Genomic DNA, 19,120 nt, shown 5'->3' with positions numbered 1-19,120 from the left:
GTGACTCCATATAAATTGTATTTTGCGGCAGTATAATACAAAAAAGCCTGCAATATGCAGGCCAATTATTTGAAGTCGGTATTTTTATATTAATCGCTTATAGAACCTGGATGTGGTCCACTTCGATTTCAGGTGTCTTACCACCTTCATATTCACCGAAGATACGAACTTTTGTATCAGCGGTCAGTGGTTGTGCTAGGCGGATATCATCATCAAGTTCGATTTGAATTTCACTCTGGCCATCAGAGAAGACAAACGTGTCATTCTTAAGTTGACGAACGATCTTGCCATCCACAATTGCTTCTTGCTCTGCGAACATGCTTGTGTCGGCAAGTAGTGTCGCAACAGAAACGGTTTCAATTGGGCCAGTATAAGCAATAGCGCTTTCGTGCTTGTTGCTGTTGTGGTCACTAGCCATTGCGAAAGTAGGAGCAAGGATAATAGTAGATGCGATAGCTAATACAGTTTTTTTCATGGTGAATCCCTTAATGTTGTTTTTAGTAGAAACGTTTTTCTGAATTTGAAACGTTTCTTTTCGTTAGTACGTTTTTTGTTGAAGCGTCTGTTATCGTTCACAAGCTTCGTTTCGATGGAGCTATTAAACAACACTGGGGTTGAATCCAGAGTGAGTAACACATTCATTTTCCATTCATTTTATTGAGCATCTACTCGGCAATGACGTTAAGATGGTCGCAGAGAAATATTGCCCACAGCTATAAATTGAAAATTAAGAAATTAAGAAATTAAGAAATTAAGGATTTAAGTACAAATGCGAGCACCATTAAGTGCCCTTATGGTTCAAGGGACAACGTCAGATGCCGGAAAAAGTGTTTTGGTGGCAGGTTTATGCCGTGTTTTGGCAAGGAAAGGAATCAAAGTGGCACCTTTTAAGCCACAAAACATGGCGTTGAACAGTGCTGTGACAAAAGATGGTGGCGAAATTGGCCGTGCTCAAGCGGTTCAGGCGCAAGCTTGTAATATAGAGCCAACCGTTCACATGAACCCTGTATTGCTAAAGCCCAACTCAGATACCGGCGCGCAAGTGATTTTGCAAGGCCGAGCGCTGAGCAACATGGAAGCGACGGGTTATCATGATTACAAGAAAGTGGCGATGGATACAGTTATCGATTCGTTTGACCGACTTTCTGAAGAATATGAAAGCGTGATGATTGAAGGTGCGGGGAGCCCAGCCGAAATCAATCTTCGTGAAAATGATATCGCTAACATGGGATTTGCTGAGAAAGCGGACATCCCTGTGATCATCGTTGCTGATATTGACCGTGGTGGCGTTTTTGCGCATCTCTACGGGACATTAGCTCTATTGTCTGAATCTGAACAAGCTCGTGTAAAAGGCTTTGTGATAAATCGTTTTAGAGGCGATATCGCACTGCTTCAATCTGGCCTAGATTGGCTAGAGGAAAAAACCGGCAAGCCTGTGATTGGTGTGTTGCCATATCTGCATGGTTTTAACTTAGAAGCGGAAGATGCCATTACCTCTGCTCAAGAGTCTTACGGAGAAGCTAAGCTTAAGGTGGCGGTGCCAGTGCTAACCCGAATCAGCAACCATACAGACTTTGACGCGTTAAGATTGAATCCTTCGATTGATTTACGTTATGTCGGTAAAGGCGAACGTGTAAACAATGCTGATTTAATTATCTTGCCGGGTACAAAGTCGGTAAGAGCAGATTTGGATTACCTAAAAGAACAAGGCTGGGATAAAGATATTCAACGCCACCTGCGCTTAGGCGGCAAAGTGATGGGTATCTGCGGTGGCTACCAAATGTTAGGTAACATCATCCACGATCCTGATGGCGTTGAAGGGGAACCCGGCAGCAGCGAAGGGTTAGGGTATCTGGATACTGAAACGACCCTTACACAGCAGAAAACCTTAACCAACGTACGCGGCACCATGACGCTGGATGGCAAAACAGCACAAGTAAAAGGGTATGAAATCCACGTAGGTAGGACTGATGTCAAAGAAACAGCCTTACCGGTTCAGTTAGAATCTGGCAGCCTAGATGGCGCTGTGAATCAAGATAACTCGATTTTTGGTACTTACTTGCATGGCGTATTCGACAACAGTGATGCGTTGTCGCTTATTTGCGAATGGGCAGGAGCCAACGATGTGACCGCGATTGACCACGAACAGCTTAAAGAGCTGGGTATTAATCGAATCGCTGATGCCATCGAAGAGTACTTAAATCTTGATCTGCTTTGGCCAGAGTTAACAGCTTAAGCCGCCATTTAGAAGTTAGCTAAAGAACTTAAACGAACAATAGATAAGTGATAACAATGAAAAAGCGAGTCTTCCTTTTAACCATGGCTTTAACTTCGGCATTGAGTTCTAGTCATCTTTTTGCTGCGGAAAAGCTACGAGTTTACGCTGCATCGTCGATGACCAATGCGGTTAATCTGTTGGTTGAAGAGTTTGAGAAAGACCATTCTGTCGATGTGATTCCTGTGTACGCGAGTACGTCGTCTTTGGTGCGACAAATCGAAAGAGGAGCACCAGCAGACATTTTTATCTCGGCAAATGAGAAATGGATGACGCATTTAGTCGATCGTAAATTGGTTTATAGTGACAATGTCACAAACCTATGTGAAAACGAACTGGTGCTGATTGCTCCTAAAGAGACATCGGTAACGTTAGACCTATCAAAAGGTGAACAATGGGCTAAACTGCTTACTAATGAAAGGCTTGCAGTGGGTAACACCATGTCGGTTCCTGCTGGTATCTATGCAAAAGAAGCGTTAGAAACGTTAGGTGTATGGGACGATGTGAAAACTCGATTGGCACCAAGTAACAATGTTCGTATGGCCTTAGCCTTAGTCGAGCGCAGTGAAGCTAAGCTTGGCATTGTCTACAAAACGGATGCGTTGCTTTCTAAAGAAGTAAACCTAGTGTCGACCTTCCCATCAGATCTGCACACACCAATACGTTACCCTGTAGCGAAGTTGAGTGATAAAGTTGTGGCAGAAGAGTTCTATACTTTCCTAAAGAGCGAAAAAGCGAAAGACACCTTGAACAGTTTTGGATTTGAAGTGCGTTAAATGATGTATTTATCGGAATACGAATACCAAGCCTTAATGCTGAGCTTAAAAGTCGCTGGGTTTGCAATCTTATGGCTTATCCCTATCGGTATTGGCTTAGCATGGCTACTTGCTAAGAAACAATTTGTAGGTAAGAGCATTGTTGAGAGTATTGTCCATTTACCTTTGGTACTTCCACCTGTGGTTATTGGCTATTTACTGCTAGTGATGATGGGCAGGCAAGGTATCATAGGTTCGTGGCTCAATGACGTGTTTGGTATTGTATTCAGCTTTAGCTGGAAGGGCGCGGCACTCGCTTGTGTGGTTGTGGCGTTGCCGCTGATGGTTCGCTCTATTAGATTGAGCCTAGAAACCGTAGACAGTAAGCTTGAAGAGGCGGCTGCTACATTAGGCGCTTCACCTCTTCGTGTGTTTTTCACGATCACTTTACCCTTGATGATCCCAGGGGTCATTACCGGCACCATGCTTTCATTCGCAAGAAGCCTAGGGGAGTTTGGCGCGACCATCAGCTTCGTTTCAAATATTCCCGGTGAAACTCAAACCATTCCTTTGGCTATGTATACCTTTATTGAAACCCCTGGCGCTGAAATGGAAGCCGCGCGTTTGTGTGTCATTTCTATTGTGATAGCGCTGGGTTCATTGATGCTATCTGAGTGGCTCAACAAAAAGTCAGCACAACGCTTGGGAGGCAATGCATGAGTGCTTTGATCCTCCAATATCAACAACAACTTGGTGAAACGTTCTTTGATATCGACTTGGAATTACCAAGTAGCGGCATTACGGCAATTTTTGGTCGTTCTGGCGCGGGTAAAACCTCACTTATCAATGCAATCAGTGGCCTTAAACAGCCCGATAAAGGTCTGATCAGCGTATCTGGAACCACACTGTTCGATAGTGAAAATGGCATTAATTTGCCGACTCACAAACGCAACGTCGGTTATGTGTTCCAAGAGTCGCGATTGTTTCCACATATGAAGGTGGCAGCGAACCTTAAATACGGTATGAAAAGCGTCGATCAAGCGCACTTTGAGCAAATAGTCTCGCTGTTGTCTTTGGGTTCATTGCTTGACCGATACCCAGCTCGTTTGTCTGGCGGTGAGAAGCAACGTGTGGCGATTGGCCGCGCTTTGTTATCAAAGCCGAGCATTTTGTTGATGGATGAGCCTTTAGCGTCTCTCGACTTGCCTCGTAAGCGCGAAGTGATGCCATTTCTGGAAAACTTATCCGAAACCGTCCAAATACCGATCATCTATGTCACTCATAGCCTCAATGAAATTTTACGCTTGGCAAATCACCTTGTGATTATTGACCAAGGCAAAGTGATTTCGTCGGGTGTGACGGAAGAGGTTTGGGCATCGAGAGCCATGCAACCTTGGCAATCTTTCTCAGAGCAAAGCTCGTTGTTTGAAGCGACATTAGCGGAACACAATGACGATTATGCGCTGTCTCGCCTGATGCTAGGAAAGTCGACGTCGTTATGGGTTCAGAAAGTATCGAGTGAGCTTGGTACGACAGTGAGGCTGCAAGTTAGGGCAAATGATGTCTCTATCACGCTAGAACGGCCGAAAGGGACTTCTATACGTAACATCCTTCCTGTCACCATTAAAAGCGTAGAGACGCACCAACAAGGCACAAATAAGCAGAGTGTCGCGGTCGAGCTAGAGTTAGAGTCTGGGTGCTACCTATGGGCAACCATTACATTGTGGGCGCTGGATGAGTTAAATCTAGAAATCGGGCAGCGTGTTTACGCTCAAATTAAAGGTGTGAGTGTCGCTCAAAGAGATATCGCGGTAACGCATTAAACCTGACAAGGTCAGTTTTTCGATATTGCCGCGATACTGCCTGTTATAGGTTCTGAAAATTCGATCTTGATTCCATGAATGGATACATGCGTCATTTTTATACGGTATAACTGCCAGTTTTGCGCCACACTATATGAGTGTTAAAGCATATGATTTGTCGAATCATATGAACATTAGCAACAAGAACATACAGACGTAACGATCGACGAACAGAAAATAGCGGATATAAAAAAGCCGCGTGTTTAAAGAAACATGCGGCTTAATTCTAAGTAGTACTGTTAGCGCTTAGCCTAGTTTAGGCGACTAGCGACTTACTTAGTAAAAACTTCTTTGAAATCACGCTTCAAGATTGCATCACGACGAGCTTTCTTGATTTGTTTAACCATGTCTTTTACACAGTTGTGTAGAACTTGGTCTAGCAGTTGAGCACGGTACTCTTCTTTTTCTTCGTCAGACATGTCTTCTGGAAGTTTAAGAGTAGGGAACTCTTCCATCACGTTAACACCAGCGAAAGCTTGGCTAACTGAGATTAGAGCGTGGAACTGCTCGAAGTTGTCTAAAACATTTTGTGCGCTTGCTGGAAGACTATCCCAAGCTTCGCGTACTGCTTCTTCAGACACTTCGTGAATAGAAGTAACCATAAAGTGCATCTCTTTTGGTACGCCATCAAATTCGATAACTTGACGAAGTTCTGGTGAGATGGTGGTTAAATCGATTTCTTGTTGTTCGTTGTTTGTAGCGTCTGACATAGTATTTCTCTTTAAAAAGAAACAATGCTAAAAAGATCTGTAAAAAAGTCAATATAATATAGAGATTAGGGCATGATTTAAGCCCAAATTTGAGCTACTTTGAATATTCAACACTAGATAAAGGTGATGTGATGATAGAAAAGGGATCTTCAATGCGCATATTGCTGGTTGATGACGTTCAACTAGACAGGATGCAACTTGCTATCCGACTCAAGCAACTGGGTCATATTGTAGAAGCTGTCGGTAGCGGAAAAGAAGCCCTGAGTGTTTATTCTGATTTTGATCCTGAACTCGTGTTACTTGATATCAGCATGCCTGATATGGATGGTTTTGAAGTGGCGAATGAGGTTCGAAGCCGATTCCCAGAATGGGTTCCCATCATCTTTCTTAGTGGTCACGAAGAACCTGAGATGATCGCAAAAGCGATTGACGCTGGTGGCGATGATTACCTGATCAAGCCAGTAAACAAGGTTGTTTTGAATTCTAAGCTGATTGCGATGCAACGTATCGCGCACATGAGACGAGAGCTAAAACAAAGCACAGCCAAACTCGAAGAACTGAACATCCTTCTGCAGCAACAAGCCAACGAAGATGGCCTGACCAAATTGTATAACCGTCGATATATGGATACTAAGCTTGAAGAGAGCATAGCGTGGCACGGAAGACGTAATATATCCATGACAGTCATACTTCTAGATGTAGACTTCTTTAAGCCTTACAACGATAATTATGGTCATATTCAAGGGGATAAGTGCTTACAAGGGCTTGCTAATACCTTGAAACAGCTGTTTGTTCGTGCGGGAGAATTTGTAGGTCGTTATGGCGGTGAAGAGTTTGTTCTGATTCTTAGCGATACAGACAGTGAAGGCGCTAAGGTACACGCGACTCGAGTTAAAGAGGCATTGCATGAGATGAACTACGCTCATGAACACTCAACGGTATCGGATAGAGTGACAGCGTCACAAGGTGTGTTGTCATTTGTGCCAGAAGGTGGCGAATCTATTGCGTCTATTTACGAAAAGGTCGATCAAGCGCTTTATCAAGCGAAGCAAAGTGGTAGAAATACCTTTGTACAACGTAACATTTTGGAGCTTGCGCGTTAGTTGGCGAGCTCTTTTAGATATTTGAATTTATACTTCTAATAGCGTTTGAGCTAGGAAGTGCTTTAAGTGATAAAAGAAATGCCACATTCGAAGTCATTTTCTATGACTAACACATCTTGGACGCTTGCGGTTCCTCTATTTTTTACCGCTTTGGCGACCACTGTTAATGCCAATACGCTATCTGATCTTTTTCGAAAGGATCTAGAGCAGAGCTTTGCCACCAGTGTATTGCTCAACGACACCGATGTTTTCACTTTTGGTATCAATAACTTTGACCCCAATAAAGTGTTTAGTTTGGACAATGAAGACATCGGTTCGAATGATTCGGTAAGTCGTCGCCAAAACATCACCTCCCTGAGTTTGCCTTACACATTTGAATTACCAAGTTACATCGAAGACAACCATCAAGAGGTGACGCTACGCTTGTCTGCATTGCGAATCGAGAACGATGTCGAGTACGCGGCAGCAAACAGAAACGATTTTCAAAAAGAGTCGGTAGTGTCTGGCTACGTCGAATTCGCGAATGTGTCCAAGCTAGACGAATATTGGAGCTTCAGCTCTGCAATCGGTAACCACATCTCTTACTACCGCAATGATTATGAATATCGCGCTTCGTTGCTAAAGCCTATTCAAGACCAACTGGATGGCGTATATCTCAATACTGATGCTTGGGCTTACATCATCGAGCCTAAAATCAAGCTGATGTACGAAGATAAGAATGACTGGGGAAAGTATAAATTGAGCACCAGTTGGCATTACTTTAATGGCATCGGCTGGGGCGAGGCGAATAATGGCAATGTCGGTCATCCTGAAGGGTGGTATATCGCCAATGAAGCCAAGGTTTTCTATGATCTCGTGCGTTGGGATAAGAACATCACTTCGATGTACTCGAGTATAAGACGAATTGATATTGGTGGTGACACCGTGGCATCTATGGGCACCACATCTTACTACGAGGGCAGTGTTGGTTGGTTGCTTAACCCAAACCTGTTTAATGAGTGGGTCGATAACGTGGGAATAGGTTTTACGATTAACTACGGAAGTAGCTTAAAAGGTGGCAGCTTGGTTATATTCTTCAACCAAGATTAAGCTCTTTTTTCCAGTTAAGCCCATACGGCCTCAAATCAATGAGGCTCGTTGAACTTGGAAGTGATAGTTATTGAAGCAGATCGCTATTAATGGCTTAAGCTATTTAGATCTCTAGCACTCAATATCTTTCGCTATCAACTATTGTTAACGGTCAATACACAGTTTGTTTCGACCGGTTTCTTTCGCTTTATACAGCGCTTGGTCAGCAAGCTTCAACACCTCTTCAGGATGTCTGGTGGTTGTACTATCAGACAATCCAATACTCACCGTCACATTCACCACTTCCGATGGTTTGCCTTTCTTGCCACGCTTTTTCATACCCACTTCATGATCGTCGGGGCGTTCATGACTATTACGAATCGTCATGTCGTAGTTTTGAACCTCGGAAATCAGAGCTTGAAGGTGCTCTTTAACTTGTTCCGAATGTTTTCCTTTGAAGATAATCGTGAACTCTTCTCCACCATAGCGATAAGCTTTAGCGCCGCCTGTGGTTTCCCTCAGAATGCGTGCCACCAGTTTTAACACATCGTCGCCAATGTCATGTCCGTAGGTATCGTTGAATTGTTTAAAGTGATCAATATCGACCATCGCCATCGAATACTTACGCCCCAAGTGCTTCATATCGACTTCTAAGGCGTGTCGACCGGGAATGTTAGTCAGTTGGTCGTTAAAGGCCATATCATGACTAGCAGACATCACATAGACGATGATCAGTGTGCCTGACAGCGAGAACATGGTGCTCGAGATGTACTGAATATCGAAGAAGATGAACGTACAAGAAGAAAGCAGGATAGCGCTATAAACCACAACATCGATAGAGCGGTTATACACCAACACGAGAATGGCAGTAAGGCCAAGCAAGCAAAGGCTATACAGCACTAAAACAAAAGGCAGTTTGGAGAAGTCTCTGACAATAAATAGAAGACCATCACTCCATGATTCAAAACCGCCGGCATGGAAGTGAGAGACGATCAATTGTGCCCACACCATAAACAGAACAAGAACGATGGCGTAGAGCAGCATCGACTTTGAGTTTACGCCGTTATCAGGGAAGGCATAAACAAGTAAGCAAGTGACAGGTACTAATGCCGCAAGTAACGAGAGCTCTAATAGCGTTGTGCCAGTATTGAGAGGCGTTTGTAAGCGAACTTGGATGATCAGATAAGCGACAAGCATGGTCACCGATACCATCGCCATTCGACCTTGTCTGAACGTATGGCATAGCAGAACCGCAACGCTCAATAAAATGTAAGGGAGGTTGCTAGCAAACCCTAAATTTGAGTCCGTCACGAGAATGACGTTGTCCATACCAACGAGCAAAATTGTTAACAGGACTAAAGGGAAGCAAAATCGAAACATGCTCGACGTTACAAAAGATGATGCCATTTATGTGGTGAGCCTAACTATATTGATGATCTTATTATTTAATACTATGCGTAGGATACGGTTAAACAAGCGATTGCCAAGCTTTTTACCTAAATTAGAGCAAAAACATAGTCATAGGTCGCTATTGGTGCAATCATTTTTATATGTATTTTGAGTTGCTATTAACCTTAGAACGAACTACACAGTATATATGAGAAATTAATTAGTCGTTATAGATACTTAACAAAATCTGCTCTGCTGCTCTTACGTTGGCGCTGTCACTTAAAGGGCTTGATGATCAGTTATCATTGAGTGACCTTTTCATTAAGCGACGAAGATCTGTAATGAAGTCAGAGTAAGATTAAATAATGCCTAAGTTTCAACTATGGACAGTAAAACCTATAACTGAGTTATAGAAAGCTATTAGGAATTGCATGGTTTCAAGTGACTTTAGAAACGACTGCGACTAGAAAAACCGCTACAAATGGAGGTGTGGTATGCAAATTAGTGTTGATGTACATAACTATATGGAAACTCTGGTCGGTCATGTATTGGCTACCGAGGAATATGTGTCTAGTTATACCAACGAACAGTTGGCCGATCTCGCGTGCTTGGCTTTGGGTCAGCTAAAACCTATCTATATTCGTTTTGATATCGATTTTCTGTCAGCATTGCCAGAAGACAAATTGGTGCTCTATAAACGCAATAGTGAGATCGCGGTCAAAAATGCAGAAAGTATGATTATTGACGATCGAAGACGTGAACGTGATGACAATGTGCCTGTTATATTTAGTCAACACAATTTTGACGATGACGTAGAATTGCAATGGTATGAAAAGCCGTTGTTGAACCGTAAACAGTCATGATAGTTTAGGGTGAATACGGTCATTTAAGGAGTAAAAACGTGGGATTCTTTTCTAGATTATTTGGTGGCAAAGAAAAAACCGAACAAAAAGTAGAGATTGAGCCAGTCGAATATAAGGGTTTCAATATCTATCAAGATGCCATTGCAGAATCTGGTCAATACCGTGTTGCTGGGCGAATCGAGAAAGAATTCGATGGTGAAATCAAAACTCACCGTTTTATTCGTTCAGATGTTGTTTCAAACAAACAAGATGCCGACGAATTGATGCTCAAAAAATCGCAGATGTTCATCGACCAAATGGGCGACAATATATTTAGCTAGCCAATTAGGGTTAGAATTGATGTTGGTCATAATTTAGAGAGCTTTCAGTGTATATGCTGAAAGCTCTTTTTAGTTTTAGGGACAAAGAACAGCTAGTGAGTTGTTATTAAAAGGATTATTTGCAAGTGGTTTGACCTCTTCGTTCGAGACGGTCGTCATTTATCCAAATGAAGCGCTCAAACTCCATCCAAATCGTTATAAGTAATAACTTTTCCTGTTCTTTGAACAAAACGCTTGAAGTATTAGTTGTCGTTAGATACAAACGAATAAGTCATTCGTGCCAATAGTCAAGGAATAGCTATGCAAATTGGTGTACCAAGAGAAACGCTCGCTGGTGAAACGCGAGTCGCTGCTTCGCCGAAATCGGTAGAACAGCTTCTAAAATTAGGATTTGAAGTTTGTGTTGAATCACAAGCAGGTGCGTTAGCAAGTTTTGAAGATGCAGCTTATGAACAAGCTGGAGCAAAAGTTGTCACCGCAGATGAAGCTTGGAAATCCGATATTATCTTTAAAGTTAACGCTCCGATCGTTGACGAGTCTAAAAATGAAATCGATCTTCTTAAAGATGGCGCAACATTGGTCAGCTTTATTTGGCCTGCTCAAAATCCAGAGTTAATGGAACAATTGTCCAGTCGTAACATCAACGTGATGGCGATGGATTCTGTACCACGAATTTCAAGAGCTCAGGCGTTAGATGCATTGAGTTCTATGGCAAACATCGCGGGTTATCGTGCTGTTGTTGAAGCGGCGCATGAGTTTGGTCGATTCTTCACGGGCCAGATTACGGCTGCGGGTAAAGTTCCACCAGCAAAAGTACTGGTTGCAGGTGCTGGTGTTGCTGGACTAGCGGCAATCGGCGCTGCGGGTAGCTTAGGTGCGATCGTTCGTTCATTCGATGTTCGTCCTGAAGTTAAAGAACAAGTTGAGTCGATGGGCGCTGAATTCTTGGAAGTGGATTTCAAGGAAGACACCAGTGCTGGTGACGGCTACGCAAAAGAGATGTCTGAAGCATTCAATAAGAAAGCGGAAGAGCTTTATGCAGCTCAAGCAAAAGACGTTGATATCATCATTACTACGGCGCTGATTCCAGGTCGCCCGGCTCCGAAGCTGATTACCAAAGAGATGGTAGACAGCATGAGTGCAGGTAGTGTGATTGTAGACCTTGCGGCGGCCAATGGCGGTAACTGTGAATACACGGTTGCGGATCAAGTCATTACAACGGCTAATGGCGTGAAGGTGGTTGGTTACACTGATATGGTTGGTCGACTGCCGACTCAATCATCTCAACTGTATGCAACGAACCTAGTTAACCTTTTGAAACTGCTTTGCAAAGAGAAAGATGGCAACATCAATATCGACTTTGAAGATGTTGTTCTGCGTGGTGTTACTGTCGTTAAAGAGGGCGAGGTCACTTGGCCAGCTCCACCAATTCAAGTTTCAGCTCAACCACAACAAACTAAGCCAAAAGCGGCCAAACCAGAGCCTAAAGTTGAAGAACCTGTTTCTCCGATTAAGAAAGCGGCGGGTATGGCGGTAGCTGTTGGTGCATTCGCTTGGGTAGCTTCGGTTGCTCCAGCTGCGTTCTTATCTCACTTTACCGTTTTTGTTCTCGCTTGTGTGGTGGGTTATTACGTAGTTTGGAATGTAAGCCATTCTCTGCATACGCCTTTGATGTCCGTGACTAACGCTATTTCAGGCATCATTGTAGTAGGTGCACTGTTACAGATCGGGCAAGGAAGTGGCGTCGTCACGTTCTTATCATTTATTGCCGTATTAATTGCAAGTATCAATATCTTTGGTGGCTTTACCGTGACCAAACGTATGCTTGAAATGTTCCGTAAAGACTAAGGAGTAACAGATGTCTGAAGGATTAGTACAAGCAGCTTATATTGTTGCTGCTGTATTTTTTATTATGAGCTTGGCTGGGTTATCGAAACAGGAATCTGCGCGTGCAGGTAACTATTACGGTATCACGGGTATGGCAATCGCGTTGATCGCAACGATCTTTGGCCCTCACTCTGCTGGTATTGTGTGGATCATCATTGCTATGGTGATCGGTGGTGGTATTGGTATCCACTACGCAAGAAAAGTAGAAATGACTGAAATGCCAGAGCTGGTTGCAATTCTGCACAGCTTCGTAGGTATGGCTGCAGTACTTGTAGGTTACAACAGCTACATCGATCCACCTGCTGCTGTTTCTATCAACCCTGCAGATATTCATGCAGAGCACGTTATCCATCTAGTGGAAGTGTTCCTTGGCGTGTTTATCGGTGCGGTGACGTTCACGGGTTCTATTGTTGCGTTTGGTAAGCTTCGTGGCGTTATCTCTTCGTCTGCATTGAACATCCCTCATAAGCACAAGTGGAATCTAGCGGCTATCGTAGTTTCTACACTGCTGATGATCATGTTCGTTAAAGCAGACGGCAGCATGTTCGCACTAATGGTGATGACACTTATCGCATTCGCATTCGGTTACCACCTAGTGGCATCGATTGGCGGTGCAGATATGCCAGTAGTTGTCTCTATGCTGAACTCGTACTCTGGTTGGGCAGCAGCAGCGGCAGGTTTCATGCTTGCAAACGATCTGCTTATCGTAACTGGTGCATTGGTTGGTTCGTCGGGTGCGATTCTGTCTTACATTATGTGTAAGGCGATGAACCGCTCTTTCATCAGCGTTATTGCTGGTGGATTCGGCCAAGAAGTGGTTGTGTCTGATGGCGATGAAGAGCAAGGTGAACACCGCGAAACATCAGCTGAAGATGTGGCTGATATGCTGAAAAACTCTAAGTCAGTAATCATCACTCCTGGATACGGCATGGCAGTAGCTCAAGCACAATACCCAGTGCATGAAATCACTGAGAAGCTACGAGCGCAGGGCATTAATGTTCGATTTGGTATCCACCCAGTTGCTGGTAGGTTACCGGGTCACATGAACGTACTGCTTGCTGAAGCGAAAGTGCCTTACGATATCGTTCTAGAAATGGACGAAATCAACGATGACTTCGATGAGACAGATACTGTATTGGTAATTGGTGCGAATGACACCGTAAACCCTGCAGCACTTGAAGATCCAAACAGCCCAATTGCTGGTATGCCAGTACTTGAAGTTTGGAACGCTCAGAATGTTATCGTATTCAAGCGTTCGATGAACACAGGTTACGCCGGTGTGCAAAACCCACTGTTCTTCAAAGAGAACACGCAGATGCTGTTTGGCGATGCTAAAAAGAGTTGTCTAAGTATCTTAGAACATCTATAGAGATCACCTCTAAACAATATGTAACAACTCGATAAGGAGCTCATTTGAGCTCCTTTTTTTATCTTACGAAAGCGACTCTATGTGTGATCTCAGTTGATACGAAGTTGACGAAGCCTGATGCAAAACTTGTCGCAATTGAGGTTTGGCTTGCCAATCAGCCTACTAGTACGTATGTACAATGTGGCCGTAATATATTGGCCTTTATCTCTGTAGCTCGCCATTCTCAATGTTTTTCATGCGGTTAAAAATTTATCTTTGATAGCGAATGGTATATATTTGGTTGATCTATATGAATTTGCGTTGGTTTGTGATCATCAAAAGAACATTTACTCTTCTTATCGCTACGTTGTCTGTGTCTGCAAACGCATTTGCTGACTCTTTACCTGAGCGTATCGATAATTTCACCAAACTCTTTGATCATGAAACGGCAATCGAATCTTACGATATTCGAGTGCTACAGGCTGATTATCCAACACGTTTGATCATGCCGTCTTCTATGCTGCCACAAACAGCAGAGTACCCGTTAAAAGACATTCAGCGCTTGTACCAGTTATCAAAAACCTGTAGTGGTAAACTGCCGTTAAGCCCTTTGATTACTGAGCCTTTAGTTTTTACTCGTGCAATGTGTAAAGGCACCAAGCTTTCTGACCGTTGGTTTAGCCGTAGTGGTTTGATTCACCCTGGCGGCGGTTCTTATGCGGCACGATACGTTGAGAAGTACCCAGAAAAATTCGACTCTCTGAAGCGCTTTATGCATATTCAAGAGCGACCAAACACCGAACACGATGAACTACTGTCTCGCTTGCAACAAATGGATAGCGAAGCAATCACCGCGCTGTTAGCGGGTGCCAGTATGTTTGTTGAGCTTGATGAGATGTGGGTAAAACGCGGCGACAGATATTACCTGTATAAAAAATCAGTCTGGAACGAAAATGCCACGCTTGCTGGGTTATCGTTTAGCTTGTCTTCAGAAGGTAAAAGCTGCTTTGTCCAGCGTGGTAATGTGTGTTGGGAAATAGAAGATCATTCAGAGCTTCTGCAAGTCGCCATGTTTATCTTGGTTATTGCCAACATCATGCTTGTCTTAGGTTGGGCGATTTACCGCTGGAACAGCAAGAAACAAGAGATGAAGAGTCGCATGCTGGTTCTTCAAATCCTAACGCACGAATTAAGAACGCCGATTGCGAGTTTGTCATTGACGGTGGAAGGGTTCAGGCGTGAGTTCGAACACTTACCAGAATCGGTATATGATGAGTTCCGTAGGCTGTGTGAAGATACACGCCGTTTAAGACAGTTGGCGGAAGCAAGTAAAGATTACCTGCAATCAGATAATCAACCGCTCGCAACAGAGTGGGTGTCAAGTGTTGAAGAGTGGCTCCAATACAAAGTTGAAGAAGACTTTGCGCCGGGGATTGAACTCCGTGTAAACAAAGATATAGCTGCAAAAGTGAACGTATATTGGTTGGGAACGTGCATCGATAACCTAATCAGAAATGCCGTGAAATACGGTGTGGCTCCAGTAATTCTAGAACTGAATACTTCTGACAAGAAGCTGACATTCAAAGTTATAGATAATGGAGACTTGTCTCGCAAAGATTGGGGGCAACTAAGAAAGCCATTCGTAAGTAAGAGTGGACTCGGTTTAGGTCTGACGATAGTGGAATCTATGGTTGGAAAAATGGGCGGTCACATGACGCTTATCGGCCCCCCAACAACATTTATTTTGGAGATACCTTGTGAAACAGACATTGCTTCTCGTTGAAGATGATAAAAATTTAGCTGACGGTTTATTAGTTAGCCTTGAGCAAGCTGGATATGAATGTTTGCATGCAGAACTGATCTCTGAAGTTGAAGGCTACTGGGAACAAGCGGATCTAGTGATTCTAGACCGTCAACTTCCTGATGGCGACTCAGTAGATTCACTTCCAGGTTGGAAGAAAAAGAAAGATATCCCAGTTATTTTGCTGACGGCTCTCGTGACAGTAAAAGACAAAGTAGCGGGCCTAGATTCAGGTGCAAACGACTACTTAACAAAGCCATTCGCAGAGGCTGAGCTATTTGCTCGAATTCGTGCTCAACTTCGCCTGCCAGATTCTGAAGAACAAGATGCATCAAAAGTTATCGCTCAGAATCTTGTTATCGATAAAGCGACACGTGAAGTGTTTTTCAATGAACAGGAAGTAACGTTAACGCGCACTGAATTTGACCTTCTACTGTTCTTGGCAAGTAACCTTGGACGTGTGTTTACACGTGATGAACTGCTTGACCATGTATGGGGTTACAACCATTTCCCAACAACACGTACGGTAGACACGCACGTTCTGCAACTAAGACAGAAACTGCCGGGTCTAGAAATTGAAACGCTGCGTGGCGTTGGTTACAAGATGAAAGCGTAATGAGAATAGCCTTACTTCCACTATTAATGTTTTCTTGCGTAGCGAATACCGCGCAAGCAACGGATTGGTTTAAGAGCAGCGATGCTCTGACTCAAGTTCATAAACATCTGCTAGATAATGATTTACCTCAGATGTTTGACTCATTAGTGGAAGTTTGGCAAATCAACTCGTCTCAATCACGAGAAGATCACCTCAATGAACTGTTCGATCAAGCATTGAACAAAGATTGTGGTAAAACTCTCACCAGAAAAACACTCCCAGATTGGATTAGTTCAGTCGTCGTTAAAAGACACATCATTCAAAGCCCTGGCCGAGATACCTTTCGTGTATCGATTAATGTTGAATCCGAAAACAACATTCAAGACATTACCTTCGAGAAGTGGGTCGATAAGATCGTTTCTTCGGACAGTGAGTTAACCAAAGACAGTGAAGTGGTTAACAACGCATCGGTGAGTCTATACCGCAAGCGTTACAATTTAGCCTCTCAACTTGAATCCGGTTTATACCGTTTAAGCGTTAAAGGTGATGGCGGAAAGTCTTGGAGCACTTGGGTTGTTTTGGGTGAAGTTGCCATGCGTCAACAAGTTCGCTGGGCATCAAAAGACACGTGGCGAATCGATAAAAAAGAACTACTCAATCCTTATTGTCCGCTCCCTAAGCTCGAAATCGGTTTGTACGATTACGTTGATGAACACTATGAACAGGTCTGGGGCAAGAGCTACGAATCTGATTATCCAATGAACCTTACTGGTGAAGAACTTCCTAATGATCGCTATGTTTTAGCGGTTTCAATGGTGCATTCACGCTGGCAAGGCGACATAGCGATAGAACAAGCACAAACTATCAGCAAAACTTATGATATTTCTAGCGAAGAAGAGTTAAAGTAATTTAAAATTGTGCCGTTAACTATGTAAGGGATCTAACAAAGATAAACGGCATGAAAAAAACTACAAAACTACTCGCAGCGTCAATTGTATTCGCCAGTCTTCCTCTTTCAGCAGCAAACTACGCCATTGAAGCGCGTGGTGATGCGATGGGTGGTGTTGGTGTTGTTTCAGCAAACTTCCTAACTGCTCCATTCTATAACCCAGCACTTGTTGCCATTTATCGTCGTAATGATGACATGGGAATGATCACGCCAAGTTTCGGCGGTAATTATAATGACCCTAACGACATGAAATCGAATGTCGATAGTGTCGTTGATGCGTCAAACACCGCAGACTTAGATGCAGCGCTCAATAAACTTGATGGCAACCAAGCTAATGTAGAACTTGGTGGTGTTGTCGCGTTTGCTCTTCCGAACCAGTTTGTCGCGGCAAACCTTTTCGCTAAAGCCTATACAGAATCATTTGCGACTCCTAACGTTTACACGACAGGTTCAGATGAAGACAAAGTAGAATTGTCTACTGTTGAAGCGGTTTCAATAGGCGTAGCAGAAGTTGGCCTTTCTTTAGCAAAATACCAAACCTTTATGGGTCAACACATCTCATTTGGTATCACACCTAAGATCCAACGCATTTATACGTATAACTATGTTGCGTCGGTTAATGATTACGATTTGTCCGACGTTAGAGAAAACAGCGATGGCGACACTGCATTCAACATGGATGCCGGTGCACTTTGGTTCTTCGGCCCGTTCCGAGTAGGTGTTGCAGCAACTAACTTGATCTCTAGAGATATCGAAACAAAAGACACAACAAGAACACTTACCAGCAGCACAAGTAGTGCGACACACCAAGTTGGTGGTAAATACACTTACCAACTAGAGCCGGTATACACAGTGGGTGCAGGTATCGTTTCTGATTACTTTACGTTGAGTGTTGATTACGACCTAAACGAGACAGAGAAGTTTACTTCGTTCGAGGACAACGAACAGATGATTCGTGTTGGTACAGAAGTCGACCTGTTACGTCAGCTTAAGCTAAGGGGAGGGTATTACAAGAACCTGGCTTACTCTGATTCAGAAGGAACAGTGACAGCTGGTGTTGGTATCTCGCCATTGAACTTGTTTCAGCTAGATCTAAGTGCTAACTACACAAATGAAAATGCAATGGGTGCATCAATCAATTTCCTTGCTAGTTACTAACAGTCCTTATATAGTTCTGCTCTTAAATAAAGGAGCAGAGCATGCTAAACGACTTACCAACCCTTTCTCACGAAGAACAACAGAAAGCTGTTGAACGAATTCAAGAAATGATGACTCAGGGCATCAGCACAGCACAAGCGATTAAAATCGTTGCTGAGCAAATTCGTGAAGAAATGAGTAATAAAGAAGAGTAGGGTATCAGCCCTTCTTTTTTAACACCTTAGTGCACTATAACTAAATATATTACCCTCTAGTATATTATCTCGTACATACCAACTCTTTAGCTACCCTAAATTCCCGACCTATCCAAAACCATTAAACTCCGTTTATTCAGTAAGTTATGTCGGAATAATCCACTTTTCAGGCTTTCCTTGGTTTTGGGTTGTAATTAAATTACAGCAAGATCTGAAAGTAAAACAATCGCCATTTTAGGTGTCAGTATTTATGTCACCACGTCTAAGTGTTTAAATATATGGTGTTTTTTAAGGCTGGTGACGTTGTTACTTCTATTTTTAGCGGATACGAGTGTATGAATGTTCAGAAGCAGACAAATGAGGATTTCATCTAAAAACAGTGCGAGATAAGTAACGACGGTAATGTTCAAAACCGATACCGCGAATGGCTTACCACCGCTTAGAGCAAGCTTCGTTGCCACATATGTGCTTTACAGAATAAGTATTTAAAAAGCTTACGAGGCGTAAGGTGTTGTGTAGAAGTCGATTAAGGAATGCGGCGCGTATCAATTTGAGAATGCTATTGATGACGTTATTACAGATGGTGTTGTAGCAAACGGTGTTATAGCAGATGGCGAGAGCGCGCTTATAGGCATACGAATCGATTTAAGTTCTGACGAGACAGCAAAGCTTATGGGCTTGTTTGGTCAGCACTTAAGAATCTAACGGGTGCTCATAGACAGAACCTTAAGCACTAAGCTCAGCGTAAATTCCGTCTAACGTAATGTTTTCTTTAGACTTCCTCTGCGCGGACTTTTGAGCGTTCCTTGATATATAACTGGTAGCCCATTCGATTTTATTGCT

Annotated in this window: 18 protein-coding genes; 15 read left to right on the top strand and 3 right to left on the bottom strand. The window is 43.3% G+C overall.

Annotated elements, in window-relative coordinates; translation table 11 throughout:
- Nucleotides 1-97 precede the first annotated feature (97 nt).
- The gene (locus AB4493_RS16560; protein ID WP_048608277.1) at nucleotides 98-475 is read right to left on the bottom strand and encodes a YgiW/YdeI family stress tolerance OB fold protein; all 378 of its coding nucleotides are present in this window, start codon (nucleotides 473-475) and stop codon (nucleotides 98-100) included.
- Between the two features lie 294 nt (nucleotides 476-769).
- Here AB4493_RS16560 and AB4493_RS16555 point away from each other — a divergent pair, with 294 nt between their 5' ends.
- From AB4493_RS16555 to modC, 4 genes are read left to right on the top strand one after another with little or no spacing between them, the layout of a single operon-like run.
- Nucleotides 770-2,236: a cobyric acid synthase gene (locus tag AB4493_RS16555; RefSeq protein ID WP_017069093.1), complete on the top strand. Its 1,467-nt coding sequence runs from the start codon at nucleotides 770-772 to the stop codon at nucleotides 2,234-2,236.
- Between the two features lie 56 nt (nucleotides 2,237-2,292).
- Nucleotides 2,293-3,051: a molybdate ABC transporter substrate-binding protein gene (gene modA / locus AB4493_RS16550; protein WP_017060111.1), complete on the top strand. Its 759-nt coding sequence runs from the start codon at nucleotides 2,293-2,295 to the stop codon at nucleotides 3,049-3,051.
- Nucleotides 3,052-3,750 (top strand): molybdate ABC transporter permease subunit, encoded by a 699-nt coding sequence (gene modB / locus AB4493_RS16545; protein ID WP_017060110.1) that lies wholly within the window; start codon nucleotides 3,052-3,054, stop codon nucleotides 3,748-3,750. It begins immediately after the preceding gene.
- Nucleotides 3,747-4,853 (top strand): molybdenum ABC transporter ATP-binding protein ModC, encoded by a 1,107-nt coding sequence (gene modC / locus AB4493_RS16540; RefSeq protein WP_017067812.1) that lies wholly within the window; start codon nucleotides 3,747-3,749, stop codon nucleotides 4,851-4,853. The genes modB and modC overlap by 4 nt, the downstream gene beginning before the upstream one ends.
- 311 nt (nucleotides 4,854-5,164) lie before the next feature.
- On the opposite strand, the gene AB4493_RS16535 is transcribed toward modC, so the two are convergent.
- Nucleotides 5,165-5,602 carry a DUF3069 domain-containing protein gene (locus AB4493_RS16535; RefSeq protein ID WP_017060108.1) on the bottom strand — a complete coding sequence of 146 codons (438 nt, stop codon included), beginning with the start codon at nucleotides 5,600-5,602 and terminating at the stop codon, nucleotides 5,165-5,167.
- A 131-nt stretch (nucleotides 5,603-5,733) separates the two neighbouring features.
- On the opposite strand from AB4493_RS16535, the gene AB4493_RS16530 reads away from it, so the two are divergent.
- Both AB4493_RS16530 and AB4493_RS16525 read left to right on the top strand, forming a co-directional pair.
- Nucleotides 5,734-6,705, top strand: a complete 972-nt coding sequence (locus tag AB4493_RS16530; RefSeq protein ID WP_170791831.1) for a diguanylate cyclase — start codon at nucleotides 5,734-5,736, stop codon at nucleotides 6,703-6,705.
- Between the two features lie 78 nt (nucleotides 6,706-6,783).
- Entirely contained in the window at nucleotides 6,784-7,794 is a 1,011-nt protein-coding gene (locus AB4493_RS16525; protein ID WP_372155454.1) for a Solitary outer membrane autotransporter beta-barrel domain, read from the top strand.
- 144 nt (nucleotides 7,795-7,938) lie between these two features.
- Here AB4493_RS16525 and AB4493_RS16520 read toward each other — a convergent pair whose 3' ends face one another.
- Nucleotides 7,939-9,180: a GGDEF domain-containing protein gene (locus AB4493_RS16520; protein WP_032546996.1), complete on the bottom strand. Its 1,242-nt coding sequence runs from the start codon at nucleotides 9,178-9,180 to the stop codon at nucleotides 7,939-7,941.
- A gap of 476 nt (nucleotides 9,181-9,656) precedes the next feature.
- On the opposite strand from AB4493_RS16520, the gene AB4493_RS16515 reads away from it, so the two are divergent.
- From AB4493_RS16515 to AB4493_RS16475, 9 genes are all read left to right on the top strand, one after another.
- A complete protein-coding gene (locus AB4493_RS16515) occupies nucleotides 9,657-10,025 on the top strand; it encodes a late competence development ComFB family protein (RefSeq protein WP_017060104.1) in 369 nt (122 codons plus the stop codon).
- Nucleotides 10,026-10,063: 38 nt separating this feature from the next.
- Complete coding sequence (locus AB4493_RS16510; RefSeq protein ID WP_004731023.1) at nucleotides 10,064-10,345, top strand: HlyU family transcriptional regulator; 282 nt, start codon at nucleotides 10,064-10,066, stop codon at nucleotides 10,343-10,345.
- Between the two features lie 300 nt (nucleotides 10,346-10,645).
- Nucleotides 10,646-12,193: a Re/Si-specific NAD(P)(+) transhydrogenase subunit alpha gene (pntA, locus tag AB4493_RS16505; RefSeq protein ID WP_017060103.1), complete on the top strand. Its 1,548-nt coding sequence runs from the start codon at nucleotides 10,646-10,648 to the stop codon at nucleotides 12,191-12,193.
- A 10-nt stretch (nucleotides 12,194-12,203) separates the two neighbouring features.
- Nucleotides 12,204-13,601: a Re/Si-specific NAD(P)(+) transhydrogenase subunit beta gene (pntB, locus tag AB4493_RS16500; RefSeq protein ID WP_017064580.1), complete on the top strand. Its 1,398-nt coding sequence runs from the start codon at nucleotides 12,204-12,206 to the stop codon at nucleotides 13,599-13,601.
- Between the two features lie 289 nt (nucleotides 13,602-13,890).
- On the top strand, nucleotides 13,891-15,363 hold the full coding sequence (gene vxrA, locus AB4493_RS16495; protein WP_372155452.1) for a sensor histidine kinase VxrA: 1,473 nt from the start codon (nucleotides 13,891-13,893) through the stop codon (nucleotides 15,361-15,363).
- The gene (gene vxrB, locus AB4493_RS16490) at nucleotides 15,338-15,997 is read left to right on the top strand and encodes a response regulator transcription factor VxrB (protein ID WP_017060099.1); all 660 of its coding nucleotides are present in this window, start codon (nucleotides 15,338-15,340) and stop codon (nucleotides 15,995-15,997) included. The genes vxrA and vxrB overlap by 26 nt, the downstream gene beginning before the upstream one ends.
- The gene (locus AB4493_RS16485) at nucleotides 15,997-16,884 is read left to right on the top strand and encodes a DUF2861 family protein (protein WP_029235234.1); all 888 of its coding nucleotides are present in this window, start codon (nucleotides 15,997-15,999) and stop codon (nucleotides 16,882-16,884) included. The genes vxrB and AB4493_RS16485 overlap by 1 nt, the downstream gene beginning before the upstream one ends.
- A 50-nt stretch (nucleotides 16,885-16,934) precedes the next feature.
- Entirely contained in the window at nucleotides 16,935-18,083 is a 1,149-nt protein-coding gene (locus tag AB4493_RS16480; protein WP_372155450.1) for a conjugal transfer protein TraF, read from the top strand.
- A 41-nt stretch (nucleotides 18,084-18,124) separates the two neighbouring features.
- A complete protein-coding gene (locus AB4493_RS16475; RefSeq protein WP_004731009.1) occupies nucleotides 18,125-18,277 on the top strand; it encodes a YoaH family protein in 153 nt (50 codons plus the stop codon).
- Nucleotides 18,278-19,120: the final 843 nt, after the last annotated feature.

The organism is Vibrio sp. 10N.222.55.A1, assembly GCF_041473835.1.
Lineage (GTDB): Bacteria > Pseudomonadota > Gammaproteobacteria > Enterobacterales > Vibrionaceae > Vibrio > Vibrio crassostreae_C.
Note: the sequence above shows the minus strand (reverse complement) of the source record. Positions and strands in the feature narration are given on the sequence as shown.